The organism is Janthinobacterium sp. SUN026, assembly GCF_030397625.1.
GTDB classification, from domain to species: Bacteria; Pseudomonadota; Gammaproteobacteria; order Burkholderiales; family Burkholderiaceae_D; genus Janthinobacterium; species Janthinobacterium kumbetense.
The window spans coordinates 62,098-88,559 of the sequence record NZ_JAPQNU010000009.1 but is presented as its reverse complement, the minus strand read 5'-3'; the positions used below and the strand labels follow the sequence as shown (position 1 = coordinate 88,559).

Annotated in this window: 24 protein-coding genes; 12 read left to right on the top strand and 12 right to left on the bottom strand. The window is 61.8% G+C overall.

What is annotated here, in order from left to right:
- Positions 1-10 precede the first annotated feature (10 nt).
- Positions 11-931, top strand: coding sequence for an AraC family transcriptional regulator (locus OX459_RS26815; protein WP_289907276.1), 921 nt, complete (start codon positions 11-13; stop codon positions 929-931).
- A gap of 35 nt (positions 932-966) precedes the next feature.
- Here OX459_RS26815 and OX459_RS26810 read toward each other — a convergent pair whose 3' ends face one another.
- The 4 genes from OX459_RS26810 to OX459_RS26795 form a co-directional block, all read right to left on the bottom strand.
- A complete protein-coding gene (locus tag OX459_RS26810; protein ID WP_161784184.1) occupies positions 967-1,128 on the bottom strand; it encodes a hypothetical protein in 162 nt (53 codons plus the stop codon).
- Positions 1,129-1,192: 64 nt separating this feature from the next.
- Positions 1,193-1,474 (bottom strand): hypothetical protein, encoded by a 282-nt coding sequence (locus OX459_RS26805; RefSeq protein ID WP_289900615.1) that lies wholly within the window; start codon positions 1,472-1,474, stop codon positions 1,193-1,195.
- A 9-nt stretch (positions 1,475-1,483) separates the two neighbouring features.
- Entirely contained in the window at positions 1,484-3,385 is a 1,902-nt protein-coding gene (locus OX459_RS26800; protein WP_289907274.1) for a ferrous iron transporter B, read from the bottom strand.
- 2 nt (positions 3,386-3,387) lie between these two features.
- Positions 3,388-3,672 carry a FeoA family protein gene (locus OX459_RS26795; protein ID WP_077408814.1) on the bottom strand — a complete coding sequence of 95 codons (285 nt, stop codon included), beginning with the start codon at positions 3,670-3,672 and terminating at the stop codon, positions 3,388-3,390.
- Between the two features lie 412 nt (positions 3,673-4,084).
- On the opposite strand from OX459_RS26795, the gene OX459_RS26790 reads away from it, so the two are divergent.
- Together OX459_RS26790 and OX459_RS26785 are read left to right on the top strand one after the other, a co-directional pair.
- The gene (locus tag OX459_RS26790; RefSeq protein ID WP_034745611.1) at positions 4,085-4,300 is read left to right on the top strand and encodes a (2Fe-2S)-binding protein; all 216 of its coding nucleotides are present in this window, start codon (positions 4,085-4,087) and stop codon (positions 4,298-4,300) included.
- A 17-nt stretch (positions 4,301-4,317) separates the two neighbouring features.
- Positions 4,318-5,019, top strand: a complete 702-nt coding sequence (locus tag OX459_RS26785; protein ID WP_077409313.1) for an energy transducer TonB — start codon at positions 4,318-4,320, stop codon at positions 5,017-5,019.
- 154 nt (positions 5,020-5,173) lie between these two features.
- Here OX459_RS26785 and OX459_RS26780 read toward each other — a convergent pair whose 3' ends face one another.
- Positions 5,174-5,854: a Fe2+-dependent dioxygenase gene (locus OX459_RS26780; RefSeq protein WP_077408815.1), complete on the bottom strand. Its 681-nt coding sequence runs from the start codon at positions 5,852-5,854 to the stop codon at positions 5,174-5,176.
- 421 nt (positions 5,855-6,275) lie between these two features.
- Here OX459_RS26780 and bfr point away from each other — a divergent pair, with 421 nt between their 5' ends.
- Positions 6,276-6,752, top strand: coding sequence for a bacterioferritin (gene bfr / locus OX459_RS26775; RefSeq protein ID WP_034745609.1), 477 nt, complete (start codon positions 6,276-6,278; stop codon positions 6,750-6,752).
- A gap of 57 nt (positions 6,753-6,809) precedes the next feature.
- On the opposite strand, the gene OX459_RS26770 is transcribed toward bfr, so the two are convergent.
- Complete coding sequence (locus OX459_RS26770; protein WP_099666233.1) at positions 6,810-7,424, bottom strand: glutathione S-transferase N-terminal domain-containing protein; 615 nt, start codon at positions 7,422-7,424, stop codon at positions 6,810-6,812.
- Positions 7,425-7,701: 277 nt separating this feature from the next.
- Here OX459_RS26770 and purB point away from each other — a divergent pair, with 277 nt between their 5' ends.
- From purB to OX459_RS26740, 6 genes are all read left to right on the top strand, one after another.
- Positions 7,702-9,081, top strand: coding sequence for an adenylosuccinate lyase (gene purB / locus OX459_RS26765; protein ID WP_289907273.1), 1,380 nt, complete (start codon positions 7,702-7,704; stop codon positions 9,079-9,081).
- Positions 9,082-9,267: 186 nt separating this feature from the next.
- A complete protein-coding gene (locus tag OX459_RS26760; RefSeq protein ID WP_046684510.1) occupies positions 9,268-9,792 on the top strand; it encodes a cytochrome b in 525 nt (174 codons plus the stop codon).
- A 43-nt stretch (positions 9,793-9,835) separates the two neighbouring features.
- Positions 9,836-10,390 carry a YceI family protein gene (locus OX459_RS26755; RefSeq protein ID WP_034778891.1) on the top strand — a complete coding sequence of 185 codons (555 nt, stop codon included), beginning with the start codon at positions 9,836-9,838 and terminating at the stop codon, positions 10,388-10,390.
- 142 nt (positions 10,391-10,532) lie between these two features.
- Positions 10,533-11,108 (top strand): YceI family protein, encoded by a 576-nt coding sequence (locus OX459_RS26750; protein ID WP_077408818.1) that lies wholly within the window; start codon positions 10,533-10,535, stop codon positions 11,106-11,108.
- A gap of 173 nt (positions 11,109-11,281) precedes the next feature.
- Complete coding sequence (locus OX459_RS26745; RefSeq protein ID WP_071075198.1) at positions 11,282-11,551, top strand: GlsB/YeaQ/YmgE family stress response membrane protein; 270 nt, start codon at positions 11,282-11,284, stop codon at positions 11,549-11,551.
- Positions 11,552-11,857: 306 nt separating this feature from the next.
- On the top strand, positions 11,858-14,011 hold the full coding sequence (locus OX459_RS26740; protein ID WP_251351326.1) for a S46 family peptidase: 2,154 nt from the start codon (positions 11,858-11,860) through the stop codon (positions 14,009-14,011).
- A gap of 69 nt (positions 14,012-14,080) precedes the next feature.
- On the opposite strand, the gene OX459_RS26735 is transcribed toward OX459_RS26740, so the two are convergent.
- The gene (locus OX459_RS26735) at positions 14,081-14,662 is read right to left on the bottom strand and encodes a hypothetical protein (protein WP_289907272.1); all 582 of its coding nucleotides are present in this window, start codon (positions 14,660-14,662) and stop codon (positions 14,081-14,083) included.
- Between the two features lie 150 nt (positions 14,663-14,812).
- On the opposite strand from OX459_RS26735, the gene OX459_RS26730 reads away from it, so the two are divergent.
- Positions 14,813-16,501, top strand: coding sequence for a M14 family zinc carboxypeptidase (locus OX459_RS26730; RefSeq protein ID WP_289907271.1), 1,689 nt, complete (start codon positions 14,813-14,815; stop codon positions 16,499-16,501).
- A gap of 90 nt (positions 16,502-16,591) precedes the next feature.
- Positions 16,592-18,742 carry an FUSC family membrane protein gene (locus tag OX459_RS26725; RefSeq protein ID WP_289907270.1) on the top strand — a complete coding sequence of 717 codons (2,151 nt, stop codon included), beginning with the start codon at positions 16,592-16,594 and terminating at the stop codon, positions 18,740-18,742.
- 11 nt (positions 18,743-18,753) lie between these two features.
- On the opposite strand, the gene OX459_RS26720 is transcribed toward OX459_RS26725, so the two are convergent.
- The 5 genes from OX459_RS26720 to OX459_RS26700 all read right to left on the bottom strand — a co-directional run bounded on the left by OX459_RS26720 (position 18,754) and on the right by OX459_RS26700 (position 26,376).
- Positions 18,754-20,703 carry a S9 family peptidase gene (locus OX459_RS26720; protein ID WP_289907269.1) on the bottom strand — a complete coding sequence of 650 codons (1,950 nt, stop codon included), beginning with the start codon at positions 20,701-20,703 and terminating at the stop codon, positions 18,754-18,756.
- Positions 20,704-20,770: 67 nt separating this feature from the next.
- Positions 20,771-22,243, bottom strand: a complete 1,473-nt coding sequence (locus tag OX459_RS26715; protein WP_099666227.1) for an amino acid permease — start codon at positions 22,241-22,243, stop codon at positions 20,771-20,773.
- Positions 22,244-22,532: 289 nt separating this feature from the next.
- Positions 22,533-23,963 carry an amino acid permease gene (locus tag OX459_RS26710; RefSeq protein WP_099666226.1) on the bottom strand — a complete coding sequence of 477 codons (1,431 nt, stop codon included), beginning with the start codon at positions 23,961-23,963 and terminating at the stop codon, positions 22,533-22,535.
- A 116-nt stretch (positions 23,964-24,079) separates the two neighbouring features.
- A complete protein-coding gene (locus tag OX459_RS26705) occupies positions 24,080-24,538 on the bottom strand; it encodes a RidA family protein (RefSeq protein ID WP_076571881.1) in 459 nt (152 codons plus the stop codon).
- A gap of 254 nt (positions 24,539-24,792) precedes the next feature.
- Complete coding sequence (locus OX459_RS26700) at positions 24,793-26,376, bottom strand: ATP-binding cassette domain-containing protein (protein WP_289907268.1); 1,584 nt, start codon at positions 26,374-26,376, stop codon at positions 24,793-24,795.
- Positions 26,377-26,462: the final 86 nt, after the last annotated feature.

Genomic DNA, 26,462 nt, shown 5'->3' with positions numbered 1-26,462 from the left:
TGCCGCCACCATGGATTTGCTCTCCGATGTACTCTCGCTGTTTGATACGCGCAGCTCCTACTTTGCCGGCCTGAAGGCGGGCGGTGCGTGGGCCATCGACTTTCCGCCGCCGGACGGCATCAAGTTCAACGCCGTGATCGAAGGCGCTTGCTGGCTGACGGTCGCGGGCATCGACGCTCCCGTGCAGCTGCAGACGGGCGACTGCTTCCTGCTGGCGCCGGGACGCGCGTTCACCCTGGCCAGCACGCCCGGCTTGCCGGCCGCGCCAGCGCTGGAAGTGTACCGGTACACGCAGCAGGGCGTGGCCCGCCACGGCGCGCCGCAGCACGATTTCTTCCTCATCGGCGGACGCTTCCACTTTGGCGACGAGGCGGCCATCCTGCTCGACTGCCTGCCGCCGCTGCTGCACGTGCGCGGCGATACGGACCAGGCCAGCGTGCTGCACTGGGCCTTGCAACGGCTGGCGCAGGAACTGCAGGCGACGGCGCCCGGCGCGGCGCTGATGACGCGCCACCTGGGCCACATGATGCTGCTGCAAATGCTGCGCCAGTATCTTGAAGCGCAGGCCTCGCACCCGGTGGGCTGGCTGTTCGCGCTGGCCGATCCCCGGCTGCGCGCCGCCATCGAAGCCATGCACGCGCAACCGGCGCGGCGCTGGACCTTGTCGCAGCTGGCCGCCGTCGCGGGGCAGTCGCGCTCCGCCTTTGCCCTGCACTTCAAGAAGCGGGTGGGCGTGACGCCGCTCGACTACTTGCTGCGCTGGCGCATGCGCCTGGCCACGCGGCGCCTGAAGGACGGCAGCGCACCCGTCACCTTGATTGCGCAGGCGCTGGGCTACGATTCCGACAGCGCCTTCAGCCACGCCTTCAAGCGCGTCATGGCTTGCTCGCCGCGCCAGTACCGGCTGCGCCATGCGAACGCGCAGGCGTAAAAAAACCCGCGCTTGCGGGTTTTAATCATACAAGCTCAGCGCGCCGGCACCGGCGGCAAGGCCGCTACCGCCAGCAAGGCAAACGGTCCGAGAAACAGGCCGATGCCGAACCACAGTCCCCCGTGGCGGCCGCGCCGGCTGGCCAGCAGCCAGGTGGCGACCGCAAACAAAAACATGAAGATCAACAGTATCGCCATTGCCACTCCTTGCCATGCGGAAAGCCCAGTGTAGCCCACGGGCGCGCCCGTGGCTAGACGTACATCAGTCTTGGCGCTGCACCTGCATCAGGATCACGCGCTTGCTGCTGCCATCGGCTGGCGGCGTGCTTGACGGCGGCGGCGGGCTGTCGCACGAGCCGCAGGAACCGCAACCGCTGCCGCAGCCCGGCGCCACCTTGAAGAAGGTCGACATCTTCGCCTCATCGAGGCCGCAGCGCACGAGGCCCCGCACGATGGCGCGGCGCACGCCCGCCGGCAGGTACTTGGTCGAAAAATGCAGCAGCGCGGCTGCGACGATCAGGGCGACGATGAGGGTTTGCCACATGGTTTTCTCCTAAGCGCCCAGCATCAGGGCGACACGATACGTGATGAACGAGGCGGCATACGCCAGCGCAAACATGTAGCCGGCCATCAGCAGCGGATAGCGCCAGCCACCCGTCTCGCGCTTGACCACGGAGAGCGTCGACAGGCACTGCGGCGCGAACACATACCAGGCCAGCAAGGACAGCGCGGTCGCCAACGACCACGAATGGGCGATCAGCGGCTCCAGGGTGGTGGCCAGCGCGTCGCCCGTTTGCGACAGCGCATACACGGTGCCCAGGGCGCCGACGGCCACTTCGCGCGCCGCCATGCCCGGCACCAGCGCGATGCAGATCTGCCAGTTGAAGCCGATGGGCGCGAAGATCACTTCCAGGCCGCGGCCCAGGATGCCGGCCAGGCTGTAGTAGATCGGCGGGTGGATGGCGTTATCCGGCGCGCCGGGGAAGGTGCTGAGGAACCACAGGATGATCATCAGGCTCAGGATGATGGTACCGACGCGCGTGAGGAAGATTTTCGCGCGCTCCCACAGGCTGACGGCCAGGTTGCGCAGGTGCGGCCAGTGATAGGCGGGCAATTCCAGCATCAGCGGCTGGTTACCGCGCACGCCCATGCCGCGCTTCATGACCCAGGCCACGGCCATGGCCGAGATGATGCCGGCGAAGTACAGCACGAACAGCACCAGGCCTTGCAGGCTCAGATAGCCCCATACCTGGCGTTCCGGGATGAAGGCGGCGATGATCAGCGCATACACGGGCAGGCGCGCCGAACACGTCATCAGCGGCGCGATCATGATGGTGACCAGGCGGTCGCGCGGATTCTGGATGGTACGTGCCGCCATCACGCCGGGAATGGCGCAGGCAAAGCTCGACAGCAGCGGGATGAAGGCGCGGCCGGACAGGCCCACGCCGCCCATCAGGCGGTCCAGCAGGAAGGCCGCGCGCGGCAGGTAGCCGCAGTCTTCCAGGCTCAGGATGAAGAAGAACAGGATCAGGATCTGCGGCAGGAACACCAGCACGCTGCCGACGCCGCCGATGATGCCTTCCACCAGCAAGCTTTTCAGGTGACCGTCTGGCATGTTCGCCGTCAGTACGGCGCCCAGGTGGCCCACGCCATCGGTGATCATTTCCATCGGCGTGGCGGCCCAGGCAAACACGGCCTGGAAGATCAGGAACATCAGCACGGCCAGGATAATGGGACCGAACACGGGGTGCAGCACCACGTCGTCGATCTTTTCCGTCAGGTTGCCCTTGTCGCTCGTGTCATTGCTGACGGCGGACAGGATGCGGCGCACTTCGCGCTGGGTTTCTTCGACGGTGACGGCATCGATGGCCGCCAGCGGTTTCGCTTCCACGGCCGGCAGCGGCAGCATGGCGTCGATGGCGTTCAGCAAGGCTTTTTCGCCATCGTGCTGCACCGCCACGGTTTCCACCACGGGCATGCCCAGTTCCTGCGACAGTTTCACCGTGTCGATCAGCATGCCGCGCTTGCGCGCCACGTCCGTCATGTTCAGGGCCAGCAGCATGGGCAGGCCCAGGCGCTTGACTTCCAGCACCAGGCGCAGATTCAGGCGCAGGTTGGTGGCGTCGACAACGCAGATGATGGCGTCCGGACGCGGGTCGCCGCGGCGCAAGCCGCCCACCACGTCGCGCGTGATGGCTTCATCGGGCGTGGTGGCCGACAGGCTGTAGGCGCCCGGCAGGTCGAGCAGGCGCACGGGCTTGCCGGCTGGCGAGGTGAAATGGCCTTCCTTGCGCTCGATGGTCACGCCGGCGTAGTTCGCCACTTTCTGGCGCGCGCCCGTCAAACGGTTGAACAGGGCGGTCTTGCCGCAGTTCGGATTGCCCAGCAAGGCAATTTGTGGCTGATGCTGCGGCTTGTGCACGCCTGCATCCACGATAGTTTCGACAGCACCCATGGTCATTCCGGTTGAAGCAGCGGTTGAATCGTAATCAGCGCCGCTTCGAAGCGGCGCAGTGCGAACGTGGCATTGCCGACCTTGATGGCCAGCGGATCGCCGCCGGGAATGCCGCGCTTGAGCATGCGGATTCGTTCGCCGGGAACGAACCCCAGCTCCATCAAGCGGCGGGCCAGGTCGACGCCGTCCTCCGTCTGTCCTGCCGTGTGGGGCGTGATATGCAACACCGTGCCGCTCTGGCCGACTGCCAGCGCATCGAGCGTCATCATGGGTGGAACTAGAGTCATGAGCAAATTCCGTTCAAATTAAGAACACCTGATACCGGCGACGGCGCAAGGCGCCTCGCACCGGTTCCAGGTTTGTGAGGTAAAACGCAACTGTTGCGCATTACCGACAAGCGGCCATTCAATCTGTCCAGACGGCGACCGTCCGAGACAATACCAGCATTATAAACATGAATGCGAATAGTTTTTATTTAGCCCGGAGAGCCGCCCCCATCAAGGGCTGCGTCATTCGGAAACATGGCCTGTGAAGCTGCGGCGCCAGGCCGCCAACTGCCGCACACTTGATCAAAATCACTTGCATTGTCCCCAGCTTTGCGCGACAATGAAACGTAATGATAATGATTCTCATTAAAACACTAGCAACAATGCTTTCCAGCACTAGTGTCTGTTCATCCTCCAGCCAGAAGGTGTATCAATGATTGTATGTGTCTGCAACAACATATCTGATCGTGAAATCCGTCAAGCCGTCGATCTTGGCCTGTCCAGCATGGCCGAACTGCGCCGCGACCTGGGCGTGGCCACCTGCTGCGGCAAATGCCACACCTGCGCGCGGGAAGTGCTGAACGATCACCTGAACGCCACCGTGGCGCTGCAAGAAACCGTATTGATGCGAGCTGTACTGACAAACTAAAGAAAGCGATGAACGCCATGACGATGATGCCCCCGCCCGTAACGGTGCAGGCCGTGCAGCAATTTGCCGACTTCGACAAGAAGCGCAACAAATTCGCGCCGCTGATGGCCATCGTCGTCCTGCACATCGCCGGCTTTTACGCCATCCAGAGCGGCCTGCTGAGCCGTGTGGTCACGGCGGCCATGCCGACCATCACCACCATCAGCATCATCGCCCCGCCGGCGCCGCCCAAGCCGCCAGCGCCGTCCGTACCGAAAACCGTGGAATTGAGCGCCCCCGTGCCGCGCGCCGTGATCCCGCCGCTGCCGCTGATCGCCGTGGCGCCGAGCGAACCGACGATCACGCCGCCGCAGCCGACGCGCGCCGAAGCGGCACCGGTTGCCACCGCTGCGCCGACAGCGCCATCGACACCGTCGCCCACGCCTCCGGCGCCGTCGACGCCGCGCACCGTCAGCAGCGTCGAATACATCAAGGCGCCGCAACTGATCTACCCGAATCTGTCGCGCCGCCTGGGCGAGAGCGGCACCGTGGTGTTGCGCATCCTGATCAATGAAAAGGGCTTGCCCGAGCAAATCCTGATCCATAAATCGACCGGCTACGGCAACCTCGATGAAGCAGGCCGCCAGGCAGCCCAGCGCGCGCTGTTCAAGCCGATGATCGAAAACGGCAAGCCTGTTCCCGTGTACGTGTTAGTACCGCTGACCTTCCAACTGAGCTAGCCTTCCGGCGGCCCTTGCGCCGCTGCCAGCCCGCAAGCACCGCACCCTGTGCCCTGCTTGCTTTTTTGCGCCCTGTTTTCTGTACCAGTCAAGCAACTGCTTGTTTCAGTCTGCCAGCCTACATCCCCGGGCCAGGCAGACTTTTTTTTGCGCGCTACATCTCCGCCCACATCCTGAGCAGGTTGTGATAATGCCCGGTCAAGCCCACCGTCGCCGGCGAATCGCCGTGTTCTCCGCGCACGCTCTGGATGTTTTGATCGAGCTCAAACAGCATGCTGCGCTTCCAATCCTCGCGCACCATGCTTTGCGTCCACAGGAAGGAGCAGATGCGCTCGCCGCTGGTGACGGGCAGCACCTGATGCACGCTGCTCGACGGATACACGATCACGTCGCCGGCCGGCAATTTCACTTCATGCGTGCCATACGCATCGACCACCACCAGCTCGCCGCCTTCGTACTCGTCCGGTTCGCTCAGGAACACGGTCGACGAGACGTCGGCGCGCATCGATTGCATGCCGTTTTTCGGCGTGCGGATGGCGCCGTCGATATGCAGGCCATAGTGTTCGCCGCCCGCATAGCTGTTGAAGAACGGCGGCAGGATGCGCAGCGGCAGCACGGCGGAAAAGAACAGGGGATTGGCCATCAGCGCGCGGCTGACGATCTCGCCCAGTTCCAGCGCCAGCGGCGAACCTTCCGCCAGCTGGCGGTTGCGCTTGACTTGCGCGCCTTGCGCCCCGACGCTGGCGCGCCCGTCGACCCAGTCCGTCTGCGCCAGGCGCTGGCGAAACTGCGTGACCTGTTCCGGCGTCAGCACGCCGGGTATATGCAGCATCATCTTGCTATCCTTTTTCAGTAAATATCGCTGCCTGATTATCGCATCGCCGGCAGCGGCCAAGAAGACACAAAAGCAAGAACGGAGCAACATTTCCCGCCTTTTCAGCACGGCCATGCAGGCGCACCAACGGCGGCCAAATAGCAGCATGAACGCGAATGAGAATGGCCTTCATTTTCCTTAACAAATAAAAAACGGAAAAATGTGCCAATCCATTTGAGAATGGGTTTTATTCGCACGATATTTACGTTAAAAAGACGGAAAAATGCCGTTTACCGCCCGAAATCGCCCATATTTTGCGCTATCATGCGGGCATAGCGAAACCGGCAACCTGCGCGCCACCAGGCAGCCAGCGCCACCCGGCAGTGAACGCCAGCAGCCTCCGGTTTCATCATCGAACGCGACACAGAACAAAGGAAATCCCATGAAGGGCGATAAAGAAGTCATCCGCATGCTCAACGCACAGCTCACCAACGAACTGTCGGCCATCAACCAGTACTTCCTGCATGCGCGCATGTACAAGCACTGGGGCCTGGAAAAGCTGGGCAAGAAGGAATACGAAGAATCGATCGGCGAAATGAAACACGCCGACAAGCTGATCGACCGCATCCTGATGCTCGACGGCCTGCCGAACCTGCAAGCGCTGCACAAGCTGCTGATCGGCGAGAACACGCCGGAAATGCTGGAATGCGACTTGAAGCTGGAACGCGCCGCGCACGCCACCGTCAAAGAAGGCATCGCCATCAGCGAAAAAGCGGGCGACTACGTCTCGCGCGACCTGTTCCTGATGATCCTGGAAGACACGGAAGAACATATCGACTGGCTGGAAACGCAGATCGACCTGATCGCCAAAGTCGGCATCCAGAACTACCTGCAAAGCCAGATGGCGATTGAAGAGTAATTTTTCTTCGAGGCAGATAAAAAAACCGGCAATCGCCGGTTTTTTTACGTCCGCGCCTTATTGCGGCACGGTGTCCTTGAACGATGGCCGCTCGGACAGTTTGTCGAACAGGCGCGCCAGCGCGGGGTGATCGGCGCGCCAGTCGATTTCCGGGAAGCGGAAGCTGAGCCAGCCGAGGGTGCAGCCCACGGCCACGTCGGCCAGGGTGTAGTTCTTGCCGGCGCAATATGCACTCTCGCCCAGGCGCGCTTCCAGCGCCGCCAGGCCCAGGGTGACTTTGTCCAGCTGGCGCGCGATCCAGGCCGCGCTTTGCTGTTCGGGCGGGCGCTGCGTGCGCTCCAGGCGCACCAGCACACCCGCGTCGAGAATGCCGTCGGCCAGCGCTTCCCAGTTCTTGATGTCGGCCCGCTCGCGGCCATTGCCGCCGGCCGGCAGCAGCTTGCACACGGGCGTGAGCGTGTCGAGGTATTCGACGATGACTTTCGAATCGATCAAGGTGCTGCCATCCTCCATCACCAGGCAGGGCACCTTGCCCAGCGGATTGGCCTGGGCGATGCGGGTTTCCGGCACCCACACGTTTTCCAGCTCGAAGACATAGTCGAGCTTTTTTTCCGCCAGCACGATACGGGCTTTGCGGACATACGGGCTGGCGAGGGAACCGATCAGTTTCATAGGTACTTTAAGGTAAGGGAGCAGCAAGCAGTATAGCATCGGCAGCAGCGCTGTTTGGCAGCACGCGCCCGGCGGCCCGGCGGGTGTGGCAGGCACGCCGCATCGGGGCCGGATTCGGCCAAATTGCGCTGCGCCGGCGGCCAACGGACGGCTGGCCAGCGGCCAGCGGTGGTAAAATCGCCCTTTACTGTGGCGCCGTCAGTGTTGCTGTATTGCAATAGCCCTGCCCTCCCCGCGCGCCACGCGCCAACCGTTTCTTTAACTTGCGTCCGCTCTCATGACTTCTACTACTCCGTATTCCACGCTGTCGGCCCTGTCTCCGCTCGATGGCCGCTACGCCAGCAAGACCGATCTGCTGCGCCCGATCCTGTCCGAAGCCGGTTTCATGCACCACCGCGTGAAAGTGGAAATCTCCTGGCTGCAAGCGCTGTCGCAAGCCGGTTTCGCTGAAATCAAGCCGTTTTCGGCCGAAGCGAGCGCCCTGCTCGACAAGATGGCAGCCGACTTCTCGGAAGCCGACGCGGCCCGCATCAAGGCCATCGAAGCGGTCACCAACCATGACGTCAAGGCCGTCGAGTACTGGCTGAAGGAACAAGTGGCGGACGTGCCGGAACTGGTGGCGGCGTCGGAATTCATCCATTTCGCCTGTACCTCGGAAGACATCAACAACACTTCGCACGGCATGATGCTGAAAGCGGCCCGCGATGGCGTGATGCTGCCCGCATTGAACGGCCTGGTGGCCAAGCTGACGCAAATCGCGCACGACAATGCGGACGTGCCGATGCTGTCGCGCACGCACGGCCAGACGGCCAGCCCGACCACCCTGGGCAAGGAATTTGCCAACGTCGTGGCCCGCCTGCAGCGCGCCGTGAAACGCATCGAGCAAGTGGAAATCCTCGGCAAGATGAATGGCGCCGTCGGCAACTACAACGCCCACCTGTCGGCCTACCCCGGCTTCGACTGGCCGGCATTCTCGCAGGCCGTCATCGAACAGCGCCTGGGCCTGGTGTTCAATCCGTACACCATCCAGATCGAGCCGCATGACTACATGGCCGAGCTGTTCGACGCCTTCGCGCGCGCCAACACGATCTTGCTGGACCTGAACCGCGACATCTGGACGTACGTGTCGCTGGGCTACTTCAAGCAAAAACTGAAAGCGGGCGAAATCGGTTCCTCGACCATGCCGCACAAGGTCAACCCGATCGACTTCGAAAACTCGGAAGGCAACCTGGGCCTGGCCAATGCCGTGCTGAAACACCTGTCGGAAAAACTGCCCGTCTCGCGCATGCAGCGCGACCTGACCGACTCGACCGTACTGCGCAATATCGGCGTGGGCCTCGGTTACACCCTGCTGGCCTATGACAGCTGCCTGCGCGGCCTGAACAAGCTGGAAGTGAACCACGCGCGCCTGGAGCAAGACCTGGACGCGACGTGGGAAGTGCTGGCCGAGCCCGTACAAACCGTGATGCGCCGCTATGGCATCGAAAACCCGTACGAGCAGCTGAAAGAGCTGACGCGCGGCAAGGGCATCTCGAAAGAAGCGCTGCAAACCTTCGTCAATGGCCTGGCCATTCCGCAGGATGCCAAGGACGTGCTCCTGACCATGACGCCGGCTAACTACATCGGTATCGCCGCGCAATTGGCCAAAGCCATCTAAGCAGTTTCCACATGGGGATCTTCACGATCCCACTCCCGCGGGGCGGCCAGCACACAAATGCTGCCCGCCCCGCGGTTTTTCCGGCAATCTTTCTTGTAGAATCTGCAGCACGCAGCGCAATTTGCTTTTCTTTGGTATATTAGGCCGAATTAGTCCTAACACGTACTACTTTCAAGAAAGCCGTCGATGCAACGCTACACCACCACCGCCATCATCCTGCACTGGCTGACCGCCCTGCTGATCATCAGCGCCTTCGTCATGGGCCTGGTCATGGTCGATATTCCCGGCCTGACGCCCACCAAGCTCAAATATTTCTCGTGGCATAAGTGGCTGGGCGTGACCGTGCTGGCTATCGCCGCCATCCGTCTGCTGTGGCGCAAGGCCAATGTGCCGCCGCCGCACCCTGCCAGCATGGTGGCCTGGCAAAAGAAGGCGGCCGACGCCATGCACGTGCTGCTGTACATCCTGATCTTCGCCGTGCCCGTCTCCGGCTACCTGTACACCCTGGCCGCCGGCGTGCCCGTGGTCTACCTGGGCCTGTTCCAGCTGCCCGTCATCATGGCGCCGAACCCGGAACTTAAGCCACTTTTAAAAGAGATTCATTATGTTCTGAACATGACGATGGCCGCCGCCGTGGCCGCCCATGTGCTGGCGGCGCTGAAGCACCAGTTCATCGACCGCGATGGCGTACTGAAACGCATGCTGCCGTAACACCGACTTCACCCTTGCTCACTGAAACTCCAGGAAAAATAAGATGAAAACCACCCAACGCATCGTCCTCGCTTCCCTGCTGGGCCTGTCCGTGGCCGCCACTGCCGCCACCCTGCTGAAAGTCGATCCCGCCAAGACCAGCGTGTCGGCCGTGTTCAAGCAAATGAACGTGCCCGTGGAAGCGAAGTTCAAGAAATTCAATATCGCCATCGATTACAACCCGGCCACGCCGGATGCGTCGAAAGCATCGGTGGAAATCGAGACGGCCAGCATCGATATCGGCGACCCGGAATACAACAAGGAAGTGGCCAAGAAAGAATGGTTCAACGCGGCCCAGTTCCCGAAAGCCACCTTCGTCTCGAGCAGCATCAAGGCCGCCGGCGCGGGCAAGCTGACGGTCAGCGGCAAGCTGAGCATCAAAGGCAAGACCACCGACGTGACCTTCCCCCTGACGGTGAAAGCCGACGGCGGTAAATATGCGTTCGACGGCGCCCTGCCGATCAAGCGCCTGACCTACAACATCGGCGAAGGCGAGTGGAAAGACACGAGCATGGTTGCCGACGAGGTCACCATCAAGTTCCACGTCGCTGCGCAGTAACACCTGAGAAAACGTCCATGACTGCGTTGCTCTTGCCTCGTCGTACTATTCGTACTGCCTTCGGCAAGGCGCCTTGCCCTGAACGTTTTTCAACCGTTACTGATTAAAATCACACCACCAACCGATTCTTTTTAGGATATTGATGAAACTTAAGCACTTGATGATCGCCGTGCTGGCAGCCGCCGGCGCGGGTTCGGCCATGGCCGCTACCGACACCTACAACCTCGACCCGACGCACACGTTCCCCAGCTTCGAAGCCGATCACATGGGCATGTCCGTGTGGCGTGGCAAGTTCAACAAGACCAAGGGGACGGTCACCCTGGACCGCGCCGCCAAGGCGGGCAGCCTGGACCTCGTCATCGATGCCGATTCGATCGACTTCGGCCTGGACGCCATGAACACGCACGCGAAGAAAGCGGACATGTTCAACGTCGAGAAATTCCCTGAAATCACCTACAAGAGCAAGTCGCTCAAGTTCAACGGCGAGCAGCTGGTGGAAGTCGATGGCGAACTGACCCTGCTGGGCGTGACCAAGCCCGTCAAGTTGAACGTGAGCAAGTTCAAGTGCATCATGCACCCGCGCTACAAGCGTGAAGTGTGCGGCGCCGATGCCACGGCAGAATTCAAGCGCAGCGACTTTGGCTTGAACTACGGCATGCCGGCGTTCTCGCCGGAAGTCAAGCTGGCCATCCAGGTGGAAGCCATCAAGGCCGATTAAACACTGCCTTGCCGCATGACAAGCCCGCCTCACTGCCCGCAGCCAGGCGGGCTTTTGCATGCGCCATGCGAATCCGCTGGACTTTTCTATCGTGCGGCATCAGTATCAATTTGCCATGACGTGCAGGCCGCACCGCTCTGGCACAACCACTCATCCATCGCGCGGAGGATTACATGAATTTCATTATCTGGATCGTTATTGGCGGTGTCATCGGCTGGCTGGCCAGCATGGTCATGAAAACGGATGCGCAGCAGGGCATCTTCCTCAATATCGTCGTCGGTATCGTCGGCGCCTTTCTGGGCGGCTGGCTGCTGGCGCCCCTGTTCGGCACGGGTACCATCAACAGCGACAATTTCAGCCTGTCTTCGCTGCTCGTCTCGTTCCTGGGCGCCGTGATCCTGCTGGGCATCGTGAATCTTTTGCGCCGCGGCAAAATACGCTAAGCAGACCAAAAGCAGCACATCCGCAAATGGCCGGGCCGCGCAGGCGCCCGGCCATTTTTATTGCTGCCAGGACAATTGTATGGACAATACCACAGCCGCGGCACGGGAAAATGCCAGCTGGCAGCCGCTTTCTGCCCCTGTGACACCGAAAATAGTGTCATTTAAACAAGCAACTACAAACATGCCGCCGGGAAAATGTGATTGACTAGTGCGAGTTCGGTGCGGATACTCTAGGTCGCCCGCTGAGAAAAAACACTGGGTACACGTTGGTTCCGACTTCCCTTCATGTAAAAGACTAGAACTCGAATGAAAAAATCTTTAATCGCGCTCGCCATCCTGAGCAACTTCGCACACGCCGACGAAGGCATGTGGATGCCCCAACAGCTGCCACAAGTAGCCAAGGAACTGAAAGCGGCCGGACTGAAACTCGATCCGACCACCCTGACCAAACTGACCGAGTTCCCGATGGGCGCCATCGTCAGCCTGGGCGGTTGCTCGGCCTCGTTCGTCTCGCCGCAAGGCCTGGTTGCCACCAACCACCATTGCGTCTACAACAGCGTAGCGGTCAATTCGACCAAGGAGCGCGATTTGCTGGCCAACGGTTTCCTGGCCAAGACGTTCGCTGAAGAATTGCCGGCCGCCCCAGGCAGCCGCATCTTCGTCACCTCCGCCGTGACCAATGTCAGCGACAAGATCATCACCGCCGACGTGGCCAAGCTGCAAGGCAAGGCACGCATCGACGCGATCGAGAAAAACCAGAAGAAACTGGTCGCCGAATGCGAAAAAGAAGCCGGTTTCCGCTGCACCGTGTCGAGCTACTACGGCGGCCTGGAGTTCTACCTGATCAAGCAACTGGAAATCCGCGACGTGCGCCTGGTGCACGCGCCTCCTGCCGGCGTGGGCAAGTTCGGCGGCGACACCGACAACTGGATGTGGCCACGCCACACGGGCGACTACGGTTTCTACCGCGCCTACGTCAGCAAGGACGGCAAAGCTGCCGACTTCAGCAAGGACAACGTGCCATACCAGCCAAAACACGTGCTGAAACTGGCCAAGGATGGCTTGAAAGAAGGCGATTTCGTCATGGCGCTGGGCTACCCTGGCCGCACCAACCGTCACCGCCTGCCATCGGAAGTGGCATTCACGTTTGACTGGAACTACCCGGCCTTCGTGAAAGCGTCGGGCGAAACCCTGGCCATCATCGCGCGCGAAACCAAGGACAACAAGGATGTTGCCCTGAAATACGCGGGCCAGGTGGCTGGCGTGAACAATTACTACAAGAACCGCCAAGGCATGCTCGATTCGTACGCGGGCAGCGACTTCCTGGCACGCAAGACGGCAGAACATGAAGCCCTGAAAACCTGGGTCAACGCGAATGCTGCCCGCAAGGCGGAATTTGCCGGCGACATCGAGCAAGTGGAAAAGCTGATCGCCGAGCGCGATGCCGACACCAAGCGCGATTTCTTCCTGGGCTACGCACAGCCACGCCTGCTGAACACGGCACGCAGCCTGTACCGCCTGTCCAACGAAAGCACCAAGGCCGACACGGAACGCAAGTCCGGCTACCAGTCGCGCGACTTGCCACGCCTGGAAGCGGGCATCACGTCGGTCGAGCGCACCTACGATGAAAAAGTCGACAAGGCGCTGGTACTGAACAGCCTGGCCAAGTACGCCGCGCAACCGGCAGCACAGCGCCGCGCCAGCTTTGACGCCGCCATCGGCATCAAGGACGGCATGTCGCAAGCCGACCTGTCCGCCGCCCTGGACAAACTGTATGCGGGCAGCAAGCTGGCCGACAAGGCCGAGCGCGCAGCATGGCTGAAACGCACGCCAGCCGAATTCCAGGCCAGCAAGGACAGCTTCATCCAGGCAGCCGTCGCCATGTACCCGGATTCGCTGAAAAACGAAGCGGAAGACGAAGAACTGGCAGGCAAGATCCAGCAAGCCTACGCCAACTACATGAAGGCAAAAATTGCCTTCATGAAGAGCAAAGGCCAAGCCGTCTATCCTGACGCCAACAGCACCCTGCGCGTCACCTTCGGCCGAGTTGCCGGCCGTGACCATGGCGCCGACGGCACCACCTGGACCGCGTTCACCACCGTCAATGGCGTCGTGGCCAAAGCCACGGGCCAGGGCGAGTTCAATGCACCGGCAAATCAACTGGCCGCGATCAAAGCCAAGGACTTCGGTAAATTCGTCGATCCGAAACTGAAAACCGTGCCGGTCGACTACCTGGCGACCCTGGACATCACCGGCGGCAATTCCGGTTCGGCTGCGCTGAACTCGAAAGGCGAATTCATCGGCCTGGCCTTCGATGGCACCTTGGACTCGATCATTTCCGATTGGGACTACAACAAGGCCAACACCCGTTCGATCCAGGTCGACCTGCGCTACATGCTGTGGAACATGAAACACATCGACCACGCAGACAACCTGCTGAAAGAAATGGGCGCTGAATAACAAAAAGCAATAACCCGGCAACGGGCGCTTTAACCTGAGCCACTCCTGCGGGAGTGGCTTTTTTTTCGCCTAACGTTTTTGCACTTTCGCAAAACGGTAAGGCACGGCTTGCTCCGCGCCAAACACTTGCGCGCTGCCACTTCCCAGCGGCAACATGACCCGCCGGCCATCCTGCAGCAGCAAGGCCAGATCGGCGCCGGGAAAGCGCTGCGCCAGCAGTGGATAGGCTTGCCGTTCGATGGGGGCGGCGGGAATCACGATGCGGTAATCGCTCTCGCCAAAGTCCAGCAGCAGCGCGGGAAGCGCTTCAAGCCCCGGCAGCGCCGTGATGCGCAGGCGCGCGCTTCCCTTGACGAGCTCGAAGGCCGACCACAGGGGCAAGGTGCGCTGCGTCGCGCCGATCTGCAGCAGCGGCGCGTGGCGCGCATCCGCCGACGTCAGCACGATGTCAGGCCGCTCTTCCGGCACGGCGCCATCGATGGCCAGCAGCCAGCCCCGGTAGCGTATCAACGCACCCTGCGCAACGGCCGTGACGGATCCGCCCTGCGCCACCGGCTCCTTGCCCGCAGGCAAGCGCAATGGTGCCGCCTGCGCCGCCAGGCCTATCCCCCACACCAGCGCCGCCATCGCTGCCATCGCCGCCTTGCCCATGCCGCCTCCCCTCGCGCGTGAAACGTATTCATAACACAAGTACGGCAACCAGCCCCTGCGGCGCCTCAAGGCAGGAGCGCCGGTGCTACAATTGGCCCCTAGCGGGCGTACTTACCCAGCGCGCCTTCCCCCTCCCAGACTCAGACCGCTATGCCACCAGACTTGCGCACGACCTACGAACTCGGTAACCACAACCAGACCACGACCTGGCTGGAATGCATCACCTTCTATCAAGATCTTGCAGCACGCTATCCGCAGGTGCTGCACTTCGAACAGATCGGCCTGTCCGACTCGGGCGTGCCCATCCACGCTGGCGTCGTCAGCGCGGATGGCGTGTTTGACCGCGAGCAAATCAAGCGCGCAGGCCGCACCGTATTCTTCAACAATAACGGCATCCACCCGGGCGAACCGGAAGGCATCGACGCCTGCATGGCCATCGTGCGCGACCTCTGCACGCAGCCGGAACGCCTGGCGGCGCTGGGCAGCACGGTATTGCTGTTCATTCCGATCTACAACGTCGATGGCAGCCTGAACCGCGCCAACACGTCGCGCGTGAACCAGGATGGGCCGGAGCAATTCGGTTTCCGCGGCAACAGCCGCCACCTGGACTTGAACCGCGATTTCATCAAGTGCGACAGCCTGAACGCGCAAGTGTTCAACCGCCTGCTGGCTAGCTGGGACCCGGACGTGATGGTCGACACGCACACGTCGAACGGCGCCGACTACCCGTACACGATGACCCTGATCCACACGCAGACGGATAAGCTGGGCAATGGCCTCGGCCCCTTCCTGCAAGACACCATGCTGCCGCACATCTTTGCGCAGATGGAACAGGCCGGCTGGCCCACCTGCCCGTATGTGAATCCCGTCAAGGACAGTCCCGACCACGGCATCGCCGAATTCCTCGAAGTGCCCCGTTTCTCGACCGGGTTTGCGGCCTTGCATCACGTCATTGGTTTCATGCCGGAAACGCACATGCTGAAACCGTTTGCCGACCGCTACGCATCCATGCGCGCCCTGCTCGACATCACCATGGCGTTCACGGTCAAACATGGCGAACAGATCAAGCAGCTGCGCGCGCAAGCGAAGGCGGCCGGCCGCACGCAAGCCGCGTGGCCGATCCACTGGGCCATGAATGAAGAACAGCCGTCGACCTTCCCCTTCAAGGGCTATGCGGCGCAATACACGCCGAGTCTGCTGGGCGACTACCAGCGCCTGTCGTATGACCGCTCGCAGCCGTGGGAACGCGATATCAAGTATTACAACCGCTTCGATGCGGACGTCACCGTGGCCGCGCCGAAAGCCTATATCGTGCCGCAAGCGTGGCGCGAAGTCATCGAACGGTTGCGCTGGAACGGCGTCGAAATGAGCCGCATCACCACCGAACAGACGCTAACGGCGCGCTACTACCACATCACCAACGTCGGCACGCGGGCCACGGCCTACGAAGGCCACATGTTCCACGACAATGTAGAACTGGAAACGCGCACGGGCCAGTTCACCGTGCAGGCGGGCGATTATGTCGTCGGCCTGGACCAGGACAACGCCCGCTACGCCGTGGAAACCCTGGAACCGCAGGCGCACGACAGCTTCTTCCGCTGGGGTTTCTTCAACAGTGTGCTGGAGAAGAAAGAAGCGTTTTCCGATTACGTGTTCGAAGACATGGCTTCCGAACTGCTGCGCGACGAGCCGGCGCTGGCCGCCAAGTTTGCCGACTGGAAAGCAGCGAATCCCGCCCTGCTGAGCAATCAGGAAGCCGTGCTGAACTTCATCTTTGCACACTGCCAGCGCTTTGCCGAACCGGAATGGCGTAGATATCCCGTGATTGCCCTGATGTAAATCAAGGCTGTAGCGACTGCAACATCCTGGCGCCGCATCGGAGACCCCGGTGCGGCGCCTCTTTCTGTGCCCTGCCCACAAGGTAATCCCATGCACTACGCACTGAACCTGCGCACCTTTATTTACAGCCATTATTTTTACCTGGGCTTGCGCGTGGCCATCGGTCTCGTCGGCCTGGCCTTGCTGACCCAGGAAATCAGCGACAGCAATACCGCCATGACGGTGTGCATCGGCGCCCTGTGCACGACCCTGATGGACATGCCCAGCCCGCTGCGCCACAAGTTCAATGAGATGCTCGCTTCCGTGCTGCTGTGCAGCGCCGTCACTTTGCTAATCAGCCTGTGCGGCCCCGTGCAGTGGCTGTTGATGACGGTGCTCGTGCTCGTGAGTTTCCTCGCCAGCATGATGGTGGTGTACGGCAAGAAATCCATGCCCTTGCAACTGGCCGCCCTGTTCATCATGACCATGTCGATGGAGCACCAGATGACGTGGCAGCAATCGTTCCACCATGCGGGCCTGTTCATGCTCGGTGGCCTCATCTATCTGGCGTACGCCATGGCCATCGCCTGGGTCTTGCGCCACCGCATCAAGCAGCAAGTGCTGGCCGAAGCCCTGTTCGAACTGGCCGCCTACATCGACATCAAGGCCGATTTCTACGACACGCGTTTTAACCTGACGGAACAGTTCAACAAGCTTGTGCGCCATCAAAGCATCCTGGCCGACCGCCAGCAAGCATCGCGCGACTTGATTTTGCGCAGCCACAAGAACAGCAAGGATGCTATCGTCGTGCAGGTGCACGTGTGCATGCTGGATCTGTATGAACTGATACTCTCCACGCACACGGATTACGCGCTGCTGCGCCAGCACCTGGCGGACTCCGACGTGCTGAAATCCTTGCACGACCTGGCCTACAAGGCGGCGCGCGACATCGAAGCCGTGGCCTACGCCGTAACGCGCAAGCGCGCCTCGTATGCGCAGATCAGTTACGACAAGGAATGGGCCGATATCGAAGAGGAAATTGCCCGCCTGCATGCAAAAGGCGATGCTGCGCAGGAAGCGCTGGCCACCCTGCGCGCGCAGCGCAACAAGATCCGCGCCATTCTGAAAATGATCGCGGAATTGCACCTGGCCAGCCAGAAAGTGTATGACAACGTGCCGTTCTGGAGCGGTGCGGACATGGCGCCGTTCCTGTCGCAGCAGAAATACGAGCTGAAAACCCTGCTGTCGAACCTGCGCCCGGACTCGCCCGTGTTCCGCTTCGCCCTGCGCGTCTCGATGGCCATCTCGGTGGGATTGCTGATCGGACACTGGCTGCCATATGCGGCGCACAGCTACTGGATCGTATTGACCATCGTCATCATCTTGCGCCCCACGTTCAGCATGACGCGCCAGCGCCGCGCCGACCGCATCATCGGCACCATCATCGGCTGCATCATCACGGCCATCGTGATCCGCTTCGTGCACAGCAATATCGTGCTGATGGCCATCCTGTTCCTCTCCATCGTGGCCACGCCCACCTTCATCTATTTGCGCTACCGCTACACGGCCATCGCCGTGAGCCTGATGATTCTGCTGCAAATGCACCTGGTGGCGCCCAGCAACCCGAACCTCGTCAGCGAGCGCCTGATCGACACCCTGATTGGCGCGTTTGTTGCCACCGTGTTCAGCTTCGTGCTGGCCAACTGGGAATACCAGAGCCTGCCACGGCTGGTGCGCCAGGTGCTGAATGTGAATGTGAGCTATATGCAGGCCAGCTTCGCGCTGCTGCAGGGGAAATGTTTCGATGACTTCGCCTACCGCATCGAGCGCAAGCGATTGATGGACAGCCTGGCTGCGCTCAGCTCGGCGCTGGTGCGCATGCTCGATGAACCGGCCAGCAAGCAGCGGGCCGTGGAAGACATCAACCTGTTCATCGTGCAAAATTATTTATTGGTCGCCCACGTGGCGGCGCTGCGCTCGATCCTCGGGCGCCACGCCAGCCAGCTGCCCGTCGCCCCCGTCAACGCCCTGCTCAGCCACAGCCATACGCAAGTGTGTCTGACCCTGTCGCGCGCACTGGAACAGCTCGACAACCAGGCCGCCATCAGCGCCCCGCTGGCCGCGCCTGCCGCGCCGCCCGTCAGCGACGTGGCCTGGTCAGGCTGGCCGCTGGTGCAGCGGCGCATCCGCCTGTTGCAGGCCGATGCGGACAAGATCGTGGTGCATAGCGCGGCGATCGTGCATATTGTAGCGCCGCGCTAAGCTGGCGCAACTTACTTCAGATACTGCTCAAACCAGCCGATGGTGCGCTTCTGCAAGTCGCGCTGATGCTCGGGCTTGCGGAAGGAGTGGCCTTCGCCATCGTAGATGAACAGGCTGGACGGCACGCCCATGGCGCGCAAGCCGTGCCAGAATTCCAGCGACTGGGCAGCCGGCGTTTCCACGTCGCGCTCGCCCACGTAGATCAGGGTCGGCGTCTTGGCCGCCTTGATCGATTCGATGGGTGAAGCCTTGCGGTAGACGGCGGGATTGTCATACGCGGAGGCGCCAAAGAACGGGATCATCCACTGGTTGATGCCGTTCTGGCCGTAATAGCTGATCCAGTTCGACACGCCCGCGCCCGCCACGGCCGCCTTGAAGCGGTCGCTGTGCGTGACGCCCCACATGGTCATGAAGCCGCCATACGAATGGCCGATCAGACCCAGGCGTTCCCCATCGATGGGCGCCACTTTTTGCGCGGCATCAATGCCGGCCAGGATGTCGCGCCAGTCGCCGCCGCCGAAGTCGGCCATGTTGGCGCGCGTAAAAGCCTGGCCCTGGCCAAAGCTGCCGCGCGGATTGGGCAGGAAGACGAAATAGCCCTTTTGCGTCAATTCATGGATCAGGGTGTTCGCTCCCACGTAACGGGGCGAGGCGGCGGCGCCCGGGCCGCCATGCACGTTGACGATCATCGGGTAGCGCTTGCCTGCGTCCGCCTTCAACGGCCCCAGCAGCCAGCCTTGCACCTTGTATTGCTCGTTGTTCCAGCCCACGTTCTGCACCGTCAGTTGCGGCGCAAAACCGTCATTGTCGCGCGTAATCTTTTTCAACTGCCCCACCGGTCCCGCCACCAGGTAGCTGGCGTGCGTAAAATCTTCCTGGGCGGCAGCGGCGTGACGGCCATCGGCGCTGAACGACAGGCGGCCATCGCTGCCGCTGCTGCTGAGCTCACCGAGCAGCACAGGCCGGGCCGGGCCGCTTTGCGCATCGACGGGCACCAGCGCCAGCTGCGAATCGATCAGGGCCGTTGCCAGCAAGCCGGCGCCGCGCCAGACGACGCCATTGAAGGTGCCGCGATAGTCTGGCGTGAGATTGCGCGGCGTGCCGCCGGCCAGCGGTACGGTGTAGATATCGCCGCCGATGGAGCCGAAATCGCTCATCAGGCCGCCGATGAAGACCACCGTCTTGCCATCCGGCGAGACCGATGGCAGGTTCAGCTGCATGGCCGGCGACGCGATCACGCGCAAGGCGCCCGTGGCCGCATCAATATGGCTGAGCTTGGCGACCCACCAGTTGCTGTCGCCATTGCCTTGCGCGCTGGTGGCGACAAAGCCGCGGCCATCGGGCGTCCAGCTGTATTCATACACATAGGTGTCGCCTGGCGACAGCAGACGCGGCTCGCCGCCGCTGGCCGGCACGACAGCGATGCGTTGGGCATCGTCTTCGCTGCCCACTTCGCCCACCTGGCGCGCCCCCGCTTCCACGGCGCCGGCCAGCTTGCGCGCGCCCACCGTCGCGAGCAGGGCCAGCTGCTTGCCATCCGGCGACCAGCGCGCCGTACTGGCCACACCTTTGATGCTCGTCAATATCTGGGTTTGCGCCTGTGTCATCGTGGCCAGGTACAGTTGCGCCGTGCCCGCCTTGGCGTCGTAGCCGACAAAAGCCAGCTGCCGGCCATCGGGCGACCAGCTAGGCTTGTCGTAGGAGCACACGGCGCACGGATCGAATTGCTGCACGATGGCGCCGTTGGCGGCGTCGCGCACGACGATGACCGCATGCGGGCGCTGCGGCAGTTCGCCCGCCCTGCTCGATTCGATGGCGGCGATGCGCTGGCCATTGGCCGACAGGGCGACGGCGCGGTAATCGCGCAAGGCCGGCTCGGTGGCAGAAGCGGCCTGTGCCAGGGTGCCCAGAAGGCTGCTTGCCAGCAAGCCGCAAGCGGCCAGATCAGTTATTTTCATCATGTAAATTCCGGTTAGAAATAAAAAAAACCGCCGGCAAGCGCGGCGGTTTCGGATGGAACAGACTGCATTAGCGGGCCTTCTTGCCCAGGTGCGAATGCCGCATGCTGTACAGGAAGTAAATGGCTACCGTCACCGCCATCCACACACTGAACACAACGAACGTCGTATGCGGCAAATCGCGCATGATGTACAGGCAAGCGAGCACGCTGAGGCCAGGAATCACGTACGGCCCGAACGGCACGCTGAAGCCTTCGATGCGGTTCGCGCCCTGCTTGTGGCGCAGCACGGGCACGGCGATCGACACCACCATGAAGGCTGTCAAAGTACCGATGCTGACCATGTCCCACAAGTAAGTCGCATCGACGGAACCGGCCACCACGGCCACCACCAGGCAAACGATGATCGTATTGCTCACCGGCACCAGGGTGCGCGGGTGGATCTTCTGGAACGACTTCGGGATCAGGCCGTCGCGGCTGACGGCAAACAGGATGCGCGTCTGGCCGTAGATCGTCACCAGGGTCACGCTGAAGACGGAAATGACGGCGCCGGCCGACAGCACCAGCGCGGGCCAGGTCTTGCCCGTGACGTTTTGCAGAATCACCGCCAGGCCCGCTTCCTGGCCTTCGAACAATTTCGCCTGCTGCGCGCCGAGGGCGGCCACGGCCACCAGCAAATAAAACACGGTGACGATGAGCAAGGCGCCAAGAATGCCGCGCGGCACATTGCGCGTGGGATTTTTCACTTCGTCGCCGGCCGTCGCCACCGTATCGAGGCCGATGAAGGAGAAGAAGACGGTGCCGGCCGCCGCCGTCACGCCCGTCATGCCGGCAAAGCCCTTGCTGTTGTCGGCATTGAAGAAGGGGAAGAAATTGTCGGCATTGAAGCCGGAAAACGCGATGACGATGAAAAACACGAGGATCGCCAGCTTGATGATGACCATGATGGCGTTCATCAGGGCCGATTCCTTGGCGCCGCGCAGCAGCAGGAAGCCGCACATGCAGATCAAAAAGATGGGCGGCAGGTTGATGTGGCCGGCATGAAACTCCATGCCATGCGGGCCGGAAACGATCATCGGCGTGCGCAGCATCTCGGGAATGTGCCAGCCGAAGGCATTTTCCAGGAAATTATTCAGGTAGGACGACCAGCCGATGGCCACGGCACTGCCCGCCAAGCCGTATTCCAGCAGCAGACAGGCGGCCATGATGAAGGCCAGGAACTCGCCCACGGTGGCATAGGCAAACGAATACGAAGAGCCGGAAGCGGGAATGCGGAACGACAGCTCCGCATAGCACAGGGCCGTCAGGCCGGCCGTGATGGCGGCGATCAGGAAAGACAGGACGACCGAAGGGCCCGCCTTGGGGACGGCTTCGACCATGGTAAAGAAAATGCCCGTGCCGATGGTGGCGCCCACGCCGATCATGGTGAGGGAAAACAGGCCGATGGACCGGCTCAAGCCACTGCTGCTGAGGCCTTCACCATATTCGACCGTGGTATCGATCGGCTTGGTGCGGCAAAGTTTCTGGACCAGGGTTTGGCTCACTAGCATTCCTTTATGAGGCACACGTATTTTCGCATGACGGGTAAAAACAAATAGCACTCCGGCCCCACCTGGCAAAAAACCGGAAAGATCGCGTCCATTTTCAAAACTAAGCGATTATAGGGCTTTCATCGGTTCAGCTAAACAGAACTTTGATGCAAGGAAACAACGCCAGGCGTGCGCCATCAAACGCGCACTGGCGTTAGTGCTGCATGGAATGGCCAATATGAAAGAAAAAGCGCGCCGCTGCAAGTGCAGGGGCGCGCTTTTGATTCAGCTCAACTAGGCTGGATTACTTCTTGCCGTGCGGCACATCGGCCGGCGGCCAGCCCGCTTCGTAGCCTTGCGGCACGTCGTCGCGGCGGTCTTTCGGCGCCAGACCCAGCGCGTAGTACAGCACCGTCAGCAGGATCAGCCAGGCCGGTCCCACCATCAGGGCGATGCGCGTATCGGGGAAATACGCCATCAGGCCGATCACCAGCGCCAGGAAAGCCAGCGAAATCCAGGAACCGTAGGGCGCGAACGGCATGCGGAAGGCCAGGTTCTTGATTTCCAGCGGCGTCAAGGTCTTGCGGAACTGGATTTGCGTGACGAGGATCACGCCCCAGGTCCAGACGGCGCCGAAGGTGGAAATCGAGGTGACCCAGATAAACACTTTTTCCGGCACCAGGTAGTTCAGCAGCACGCCCAGCAGCAGCGCAAACACGGATACCAGGATGGCGCGGCGCGGCACGCCGCTGGCCGTCGTTTCCGCAAACGCCTTCGGCGCCTGGCCTTGCAGCGCCAGGTTGTACAGCATGCGGCCCGTGCTGAAGATACCGCCATTGCACGACGACAAGGCTGCCGTCAGCACGACGAAGTTGATGATGCCGGCGGCCGTCTTGATGCCCAGGCGTTCGAACGTCATGACGAAGGGGCTGCCGGTGGTGCCGATTTCATTCCATGGGTAAATCGACAGGATGACGAACAGTGCGCCGACATAGAAAATCAGGATGCGCCAGAACACCGAATTGATGGCGTCGGGAATCGATTTCTTCGGGTTCGCCGCTTCGCCGGCCGTCAGGCCGATCATTTCCACGCCCAGGTAGGCAAACATCACCATCTGCAGCGACATCAGCACGCCCTGCGCGCCATTCGGGAAGAAGCCGCCATGCGTCCACAGGTTGGAAATGCCGATGGCCACGCCGCCATTGCCGAAACCGAAGATGATCATGCCCGTGCCGCCGACGATCATCAGGATGATGGTGACCACCTTGATCAGGGCAAACCAGAATTCGAATTCGCCGTAGGCTTTCACGGCCAGCAAATTGATCGCGCCCATGGAGCCGAGGGCCGCCAAGGCCCAGATCCAGCGCGGCACATCGGGGAACCAGATGCCCATGTAGATGGCGACGGCGGTAATTTCCGCCACGCACGTGACCAGCCACAGGAACCAGTAGTTCCAGCCCGTCAGGTAGCCTTGCAGGGGGCCCAGGTAATCCTGGGCATAGCGGCTGAAGGAACCAGCCACAGGGTTGTGCACGGCCATTTCGCCCAGCGCGCGCATGATCATGAAGATGACCGCGCCACCGATGATGTACGACAGCATGATGCCGGGACCGGCCATCTTGATCGCATTGCCGGAACCCAAAAACAGGCCCACGCCAATCGCGGCGCCCAGCGCCATCAGGCGAATCTGCCGCTCGCCCAGGCCGCGGTGCAAGCCTTGTTCACTCGTTTTCATTACGTGTCTCCGTTTTTTTCTTGAATACACCGATCCCTCCACCCCAATGGCGGTTCCGCTCTTGCTGGAAAGGAGGAAAAGGCGAGCCGGCGACAGGCGCCGGCATGCTCAGCTGATCAGGCCAGTTCGGCGATCAGTTCGATCTCGACGCAAGCGCCCAGCGGGATTTGCGCCACGCCGAAGGCGGAGCGGGCGTGCTTGCCGCTGTCGCCGAAGACTTCGACGAACAGTTCCGAGGCGCCATTGGTCACCAGGTGCTGTTCCGTGAATTCGGAAGTGGAATTGACCAGGCTCATGACCTTGACGATGCGCTTGACCTTGCTCAAGTCGCCGCCGCACGCGTCTTGCAAGGTGGCGATCAGTTCGATGGCGATGCCGCGCGCAGCGATCTTGCCTTCTTCCGTGGTGACGTCCTTGCCCAGTTGCCCCACCCAGACCTTGCCATCCTTCTTGGCCAGGTGGCCGGACAGGAAGACGGTGTTGCCCGTGCGGGCATGCATCACGTAAGCGGCAGCTGGTGCGGCAACGACTGGCAATTCGATGTTGAGGGCTTTGAGTTTTTCGTAAAACGACATGCTATTTCTCCAAGAAAACAATATAAGCGAAACCAAAATTCATGCACGGCAGGGCACGGAGGATGACGCCCTGGCAGCGCGGCAGTGACCGACAACAGTGCCAGATTAAACGTCATCATATTGGTGAACCAGCAGTTTTAGTTCACAAATAGGCCCGGTTATTCAGTGGATTATACCGACAATCAAACAAAATTCAGCATCGGTTCATGAAGCATGCTCTCCAGGCATCGAGCGTGTATTTTTTCATTCAATTATCACTTATGCAATGTCAAGCCCTCCGGGTCAAGGTTTATCGCCTCCAGAAATGCCTGGTCATGCGAAACCACAAGTAACGCCCCCTGATATTGCAGCAGCATCTGCTCGAGCGCCTGCAGGCTGGCCAGGTCCAGATGATTGTCGGGCTCATCTAACAGCAGCAATTGTGGCGGCGTCTGCGCATACAGTTCGGCCGCCAGCGCCACCTTCATGCGCTCGCCCCCGCTCAGCAAACGGCTGGGCATGGTGGCGCGCGCGCCGGCAATGCCCAGCAGCGCCAGCCGCGTGCGCAACTCGCCTTCCGGCACAATGCTGTTGCGTTCCTGCAAACGTTGCACGGCGCTCCACTCGCCGTCTTGCAGCCCAGCATGCTGGTCCAGCCAGGCCACCTGCGCATGGCAGCGCAGCGCGCCGCTGGCGGGCGCCAGCTGTCCCGCGATCACGCGCAGCAGGGTCGACTTGCCGCTGCCATTGTCTCCCGTCACGGCCAGGCGGCGCGGGCCGCTCAGCACCAGGTTGATGGCGTGCGCCTGGCCATGCGGCAAGACCAATTCGCGCAGCTCCAGGATCAGTTTCCCGTTCGGCACGCCACTCTCGGGCGCCAGCAGCAGCCGTTCGGCCTCGGGCGCGCAGCGGGCGCTGGCGTCCATCACCCTTTGCTGGCGCGCCTGCTGCGCCTCTTGCGCGCGCACGCGCAGCCTGCCCTGGCTATCCTGGCTTTTCTCCTTTTTCGCGTCCAGCAGCAGCTTGCTTTGATTGCCTTCGCGGCCCTCGCGCTCACCGCGCGTCACCCGTTTCTGCTGGCGTTCGGCCTGCTGCTGCGCCTCGCGCTGTTCACGCCTGGCGCCGGCCTTTTCCGCTTGCAGGGCGGCGGCGTAGCCAGCCTGCTCCAGCGCGCGCTGCTGCGCAAACAGGGCGTAATTGCCGCCATAGCTGCGCAAGCCATGCGGCGACAACTCGACAATTTCATCGACGTGCTGCAGCAAGCCGCGGTCATGGCTGATCAGCAGCAAGCCGCCCGGCCAGCGCGCCATCTGCGCCACCAGGCGGGCACGTTGATGGACATCAAGGTGGTTGCTCGGCTCATCGAGCACCAGCCAGTCCGCCTGCGACAGCCAGGCGCCTTGCAGGGCGATGCGCTGGCGCTCGCCACCGCTCAGGCCAGCCGTCGGCGTGTCGGCATCGACATGAGATAAATCAAGCGCATCGAGCGCCTGGCGCAAGCGCGCGTGGGCATCCCAGCGGTCTCCCACCAGGGCGTAGTCGGCCTCGTCGATGCTGCCTTCGGCGATGCGCGCCAGCGCTGCCAGCAAGCTGACCACGCCAGCGAGGGCCGCCACGGTGGGATAGCGCTGCGGATCGAGTTCCTGTGCCACGTAATGCACGGCGCCGTCACAGCGCACGGCGCCAGAGGACGGCTGCGCCTGGCATGCCAGCAGGCGCGCCAGCACGCTCTTGCCCACACCGTTATCGCCGACGAGGCCGATACGTTGCGGAGCAAACGCGAATTGCAAATCGGAAAACAGGGTGCGGCCATCGGGCAGCACGAAGGAAAGACGGTCGAGTTGTAGTAATGCGGGCATGGATACTCCTTGTACGTGCAGACAGGGCTGGCGAACCCGCGCGGCGCAAAGGCGCTGTGGCGGGAAGGGCGAGGCCGTGCACAGCA

Excerpts from the sequence above, each read along its gene's own strand:
- OX459_RS26750 (WP_077408818.1), top strand. The coding sequence starts at position 10,533 with ATGAAACTTAAGCACTTGATGATCGCCGTGCTGGCAGCCGCCGGCGCG.
- OX459_RS26730 (WP_289907271.1), top strand. The coding sequence starts at position 14,813 with ATGCCACCAGACTTGCGCACGACCTACGAACTCGGTAACCACAACCAG.
- OX459_RS26770 (WP_099666233.1), bottom strand. The coding sequence starts at position 7,424 with ATGAAACTGATCGGTTCCCTCGCCAGCCCGTATGTCCGCAAAGCCCGT.
- OX459_RS26815 (WP_289907276.1), top strand. The coding sequence starts at position 11 with ATGGATTTGCTCTCCGATGTACTCTCGCTGTTTGATACGCGCAGCTCC.
- OX459_RS26800 (WP_289907274.1), bottom strand. The coding sequence starts at position 3,385 with ATGGGTGCTGTCGAAACTATCGTGGATGCAGGCGTGCACAAGCCGCAG.
- OX459_RS26735 (WP_289907272.1), bottom strand. The coding sequence starts at position 14,662 with ATGGGCAAGGCGGCGATGGCAGCGATGGCGGCGCTGGTGTGGGGGATA.
- OX459_RS26725 (WP_289907270.1), top strand. The coding sequence starts at position 16,592 with ATGCACTACGCACTGAACCTGCGCACCTTTATTTACAGCCATTATTTT.
- OX459_RS26755 (WP_034778891.1), top strand. The coding sequence starts at position 9,836 with ATGAAAACCACCCAACGCATCGTCCTCGCTTCCCTGCTGGGCCTGTCC.
- OX459_RS26790 (WP_034745611.1), top strand. The coding sequence starts at position 4,085 with ATGATTGTATGTGTCTGCAACAACATATCTGATCGTGAAATCCGTCAA.
- OX459_RS26745 (WP_071075198.1), top strand. The coding sequence starts at position 11,282 with ATGAATTTCATTATCTGGATCGTTATTGGCGGTGTCATCGGCTGGCTG.
- OX459_RS26780 (WP_077408815.1), bottom strand. The coding sequence starts at position 5,854 with ATGATGCTGCATATACCCGGCGTGCTGACGCCGGAACAGGTCACGCAG.
- OX459_RS26785 (WP_077409313.1), top strand. The coding sequence starts at position 4,318 with ATGACGATGATGCCCCCGCCCGTAACGGTGCAGGCCGTGCAGCAATTT.
- OX459_RS26810 (WP_161784184.1), bottom strand. The coding sequence starts at position 1,128 with ATGGCGATACTGTTGATCTTCATGTTTTTGTTTGCGGTCGCCACCTGG.
- OX459_RS26705 (WP_076571881.1), bottom strand. The coding sequence starts at position 24,538 with ATGTCGTTTTACGAAAAACTCAAAGCCCTCAACATCGAATTGCCAGTC.
- bfr (WP_034745609.1), top strand. The coding sequence starts at position 6,276 with ATGAAGGGCGATAAAGAAGTCATCCGCATGCTCAACGCACAGCTCACC.
- OX459_RS26740 (WP_251351326.1), top strand. The coding sequence starts at position 11,858 with ATGAAAAAATCTTTAATCGCGCTCGCCATCCTGAGCAACTTCGCACAC.
- OX459_RS26760 (WP_046684510.1), top strand. The coding sequence starts at position 9,268 with ATGCAACGCTACACCACCACCGCCATCATCCTGCACTGGCTGACCGCC.
- OX459_RS26795 (WP_077408814.1), bottom strand. The coding sequence starts at position 3,672 with ATGACTCTAGTTCCACCCATGATGACGCTCGATGCGCTGGCAGTCGGC.
- OX459_RS26700 (WP_289907268.1), bottom strand. The coding sequence starts at position 26,376 with ATGCCCGCATTACTACAACTCGACCGTCTTTCCTTCGTGCTGCCCGAT.
- OX459_RS26710 (WP_099666226.1), bottom strand. The coding sequence starts at position 23,963 with ATGAAAACGAGTGAACAAGGCTTGCACCGCGGCCTGGGCGAGCGGCAG.
- purB (WP_289907273.1), top strand. The coding sequence starts at position 7,702 with ATGACTTCTACTACTCCGTATTCCACGCTGTCGGCCCTGTCTCCGCTC.
- OX459_RS26720 (WP_289907269.1), bottom strand. The coding sequence starts at position 20,703 with ATGATGAAAATAACTGATCTGGCCGCTTGCGGCTTGCTGGCAAGCAGC.
- OX459_RS26805 (WP_289900615.1), bottom strand. The coding sequence starts at position 1,474 with ATGTGGCAAACCCTCATCGTCGCCCTGATCGTCGCAGCCGCGCTGCTG.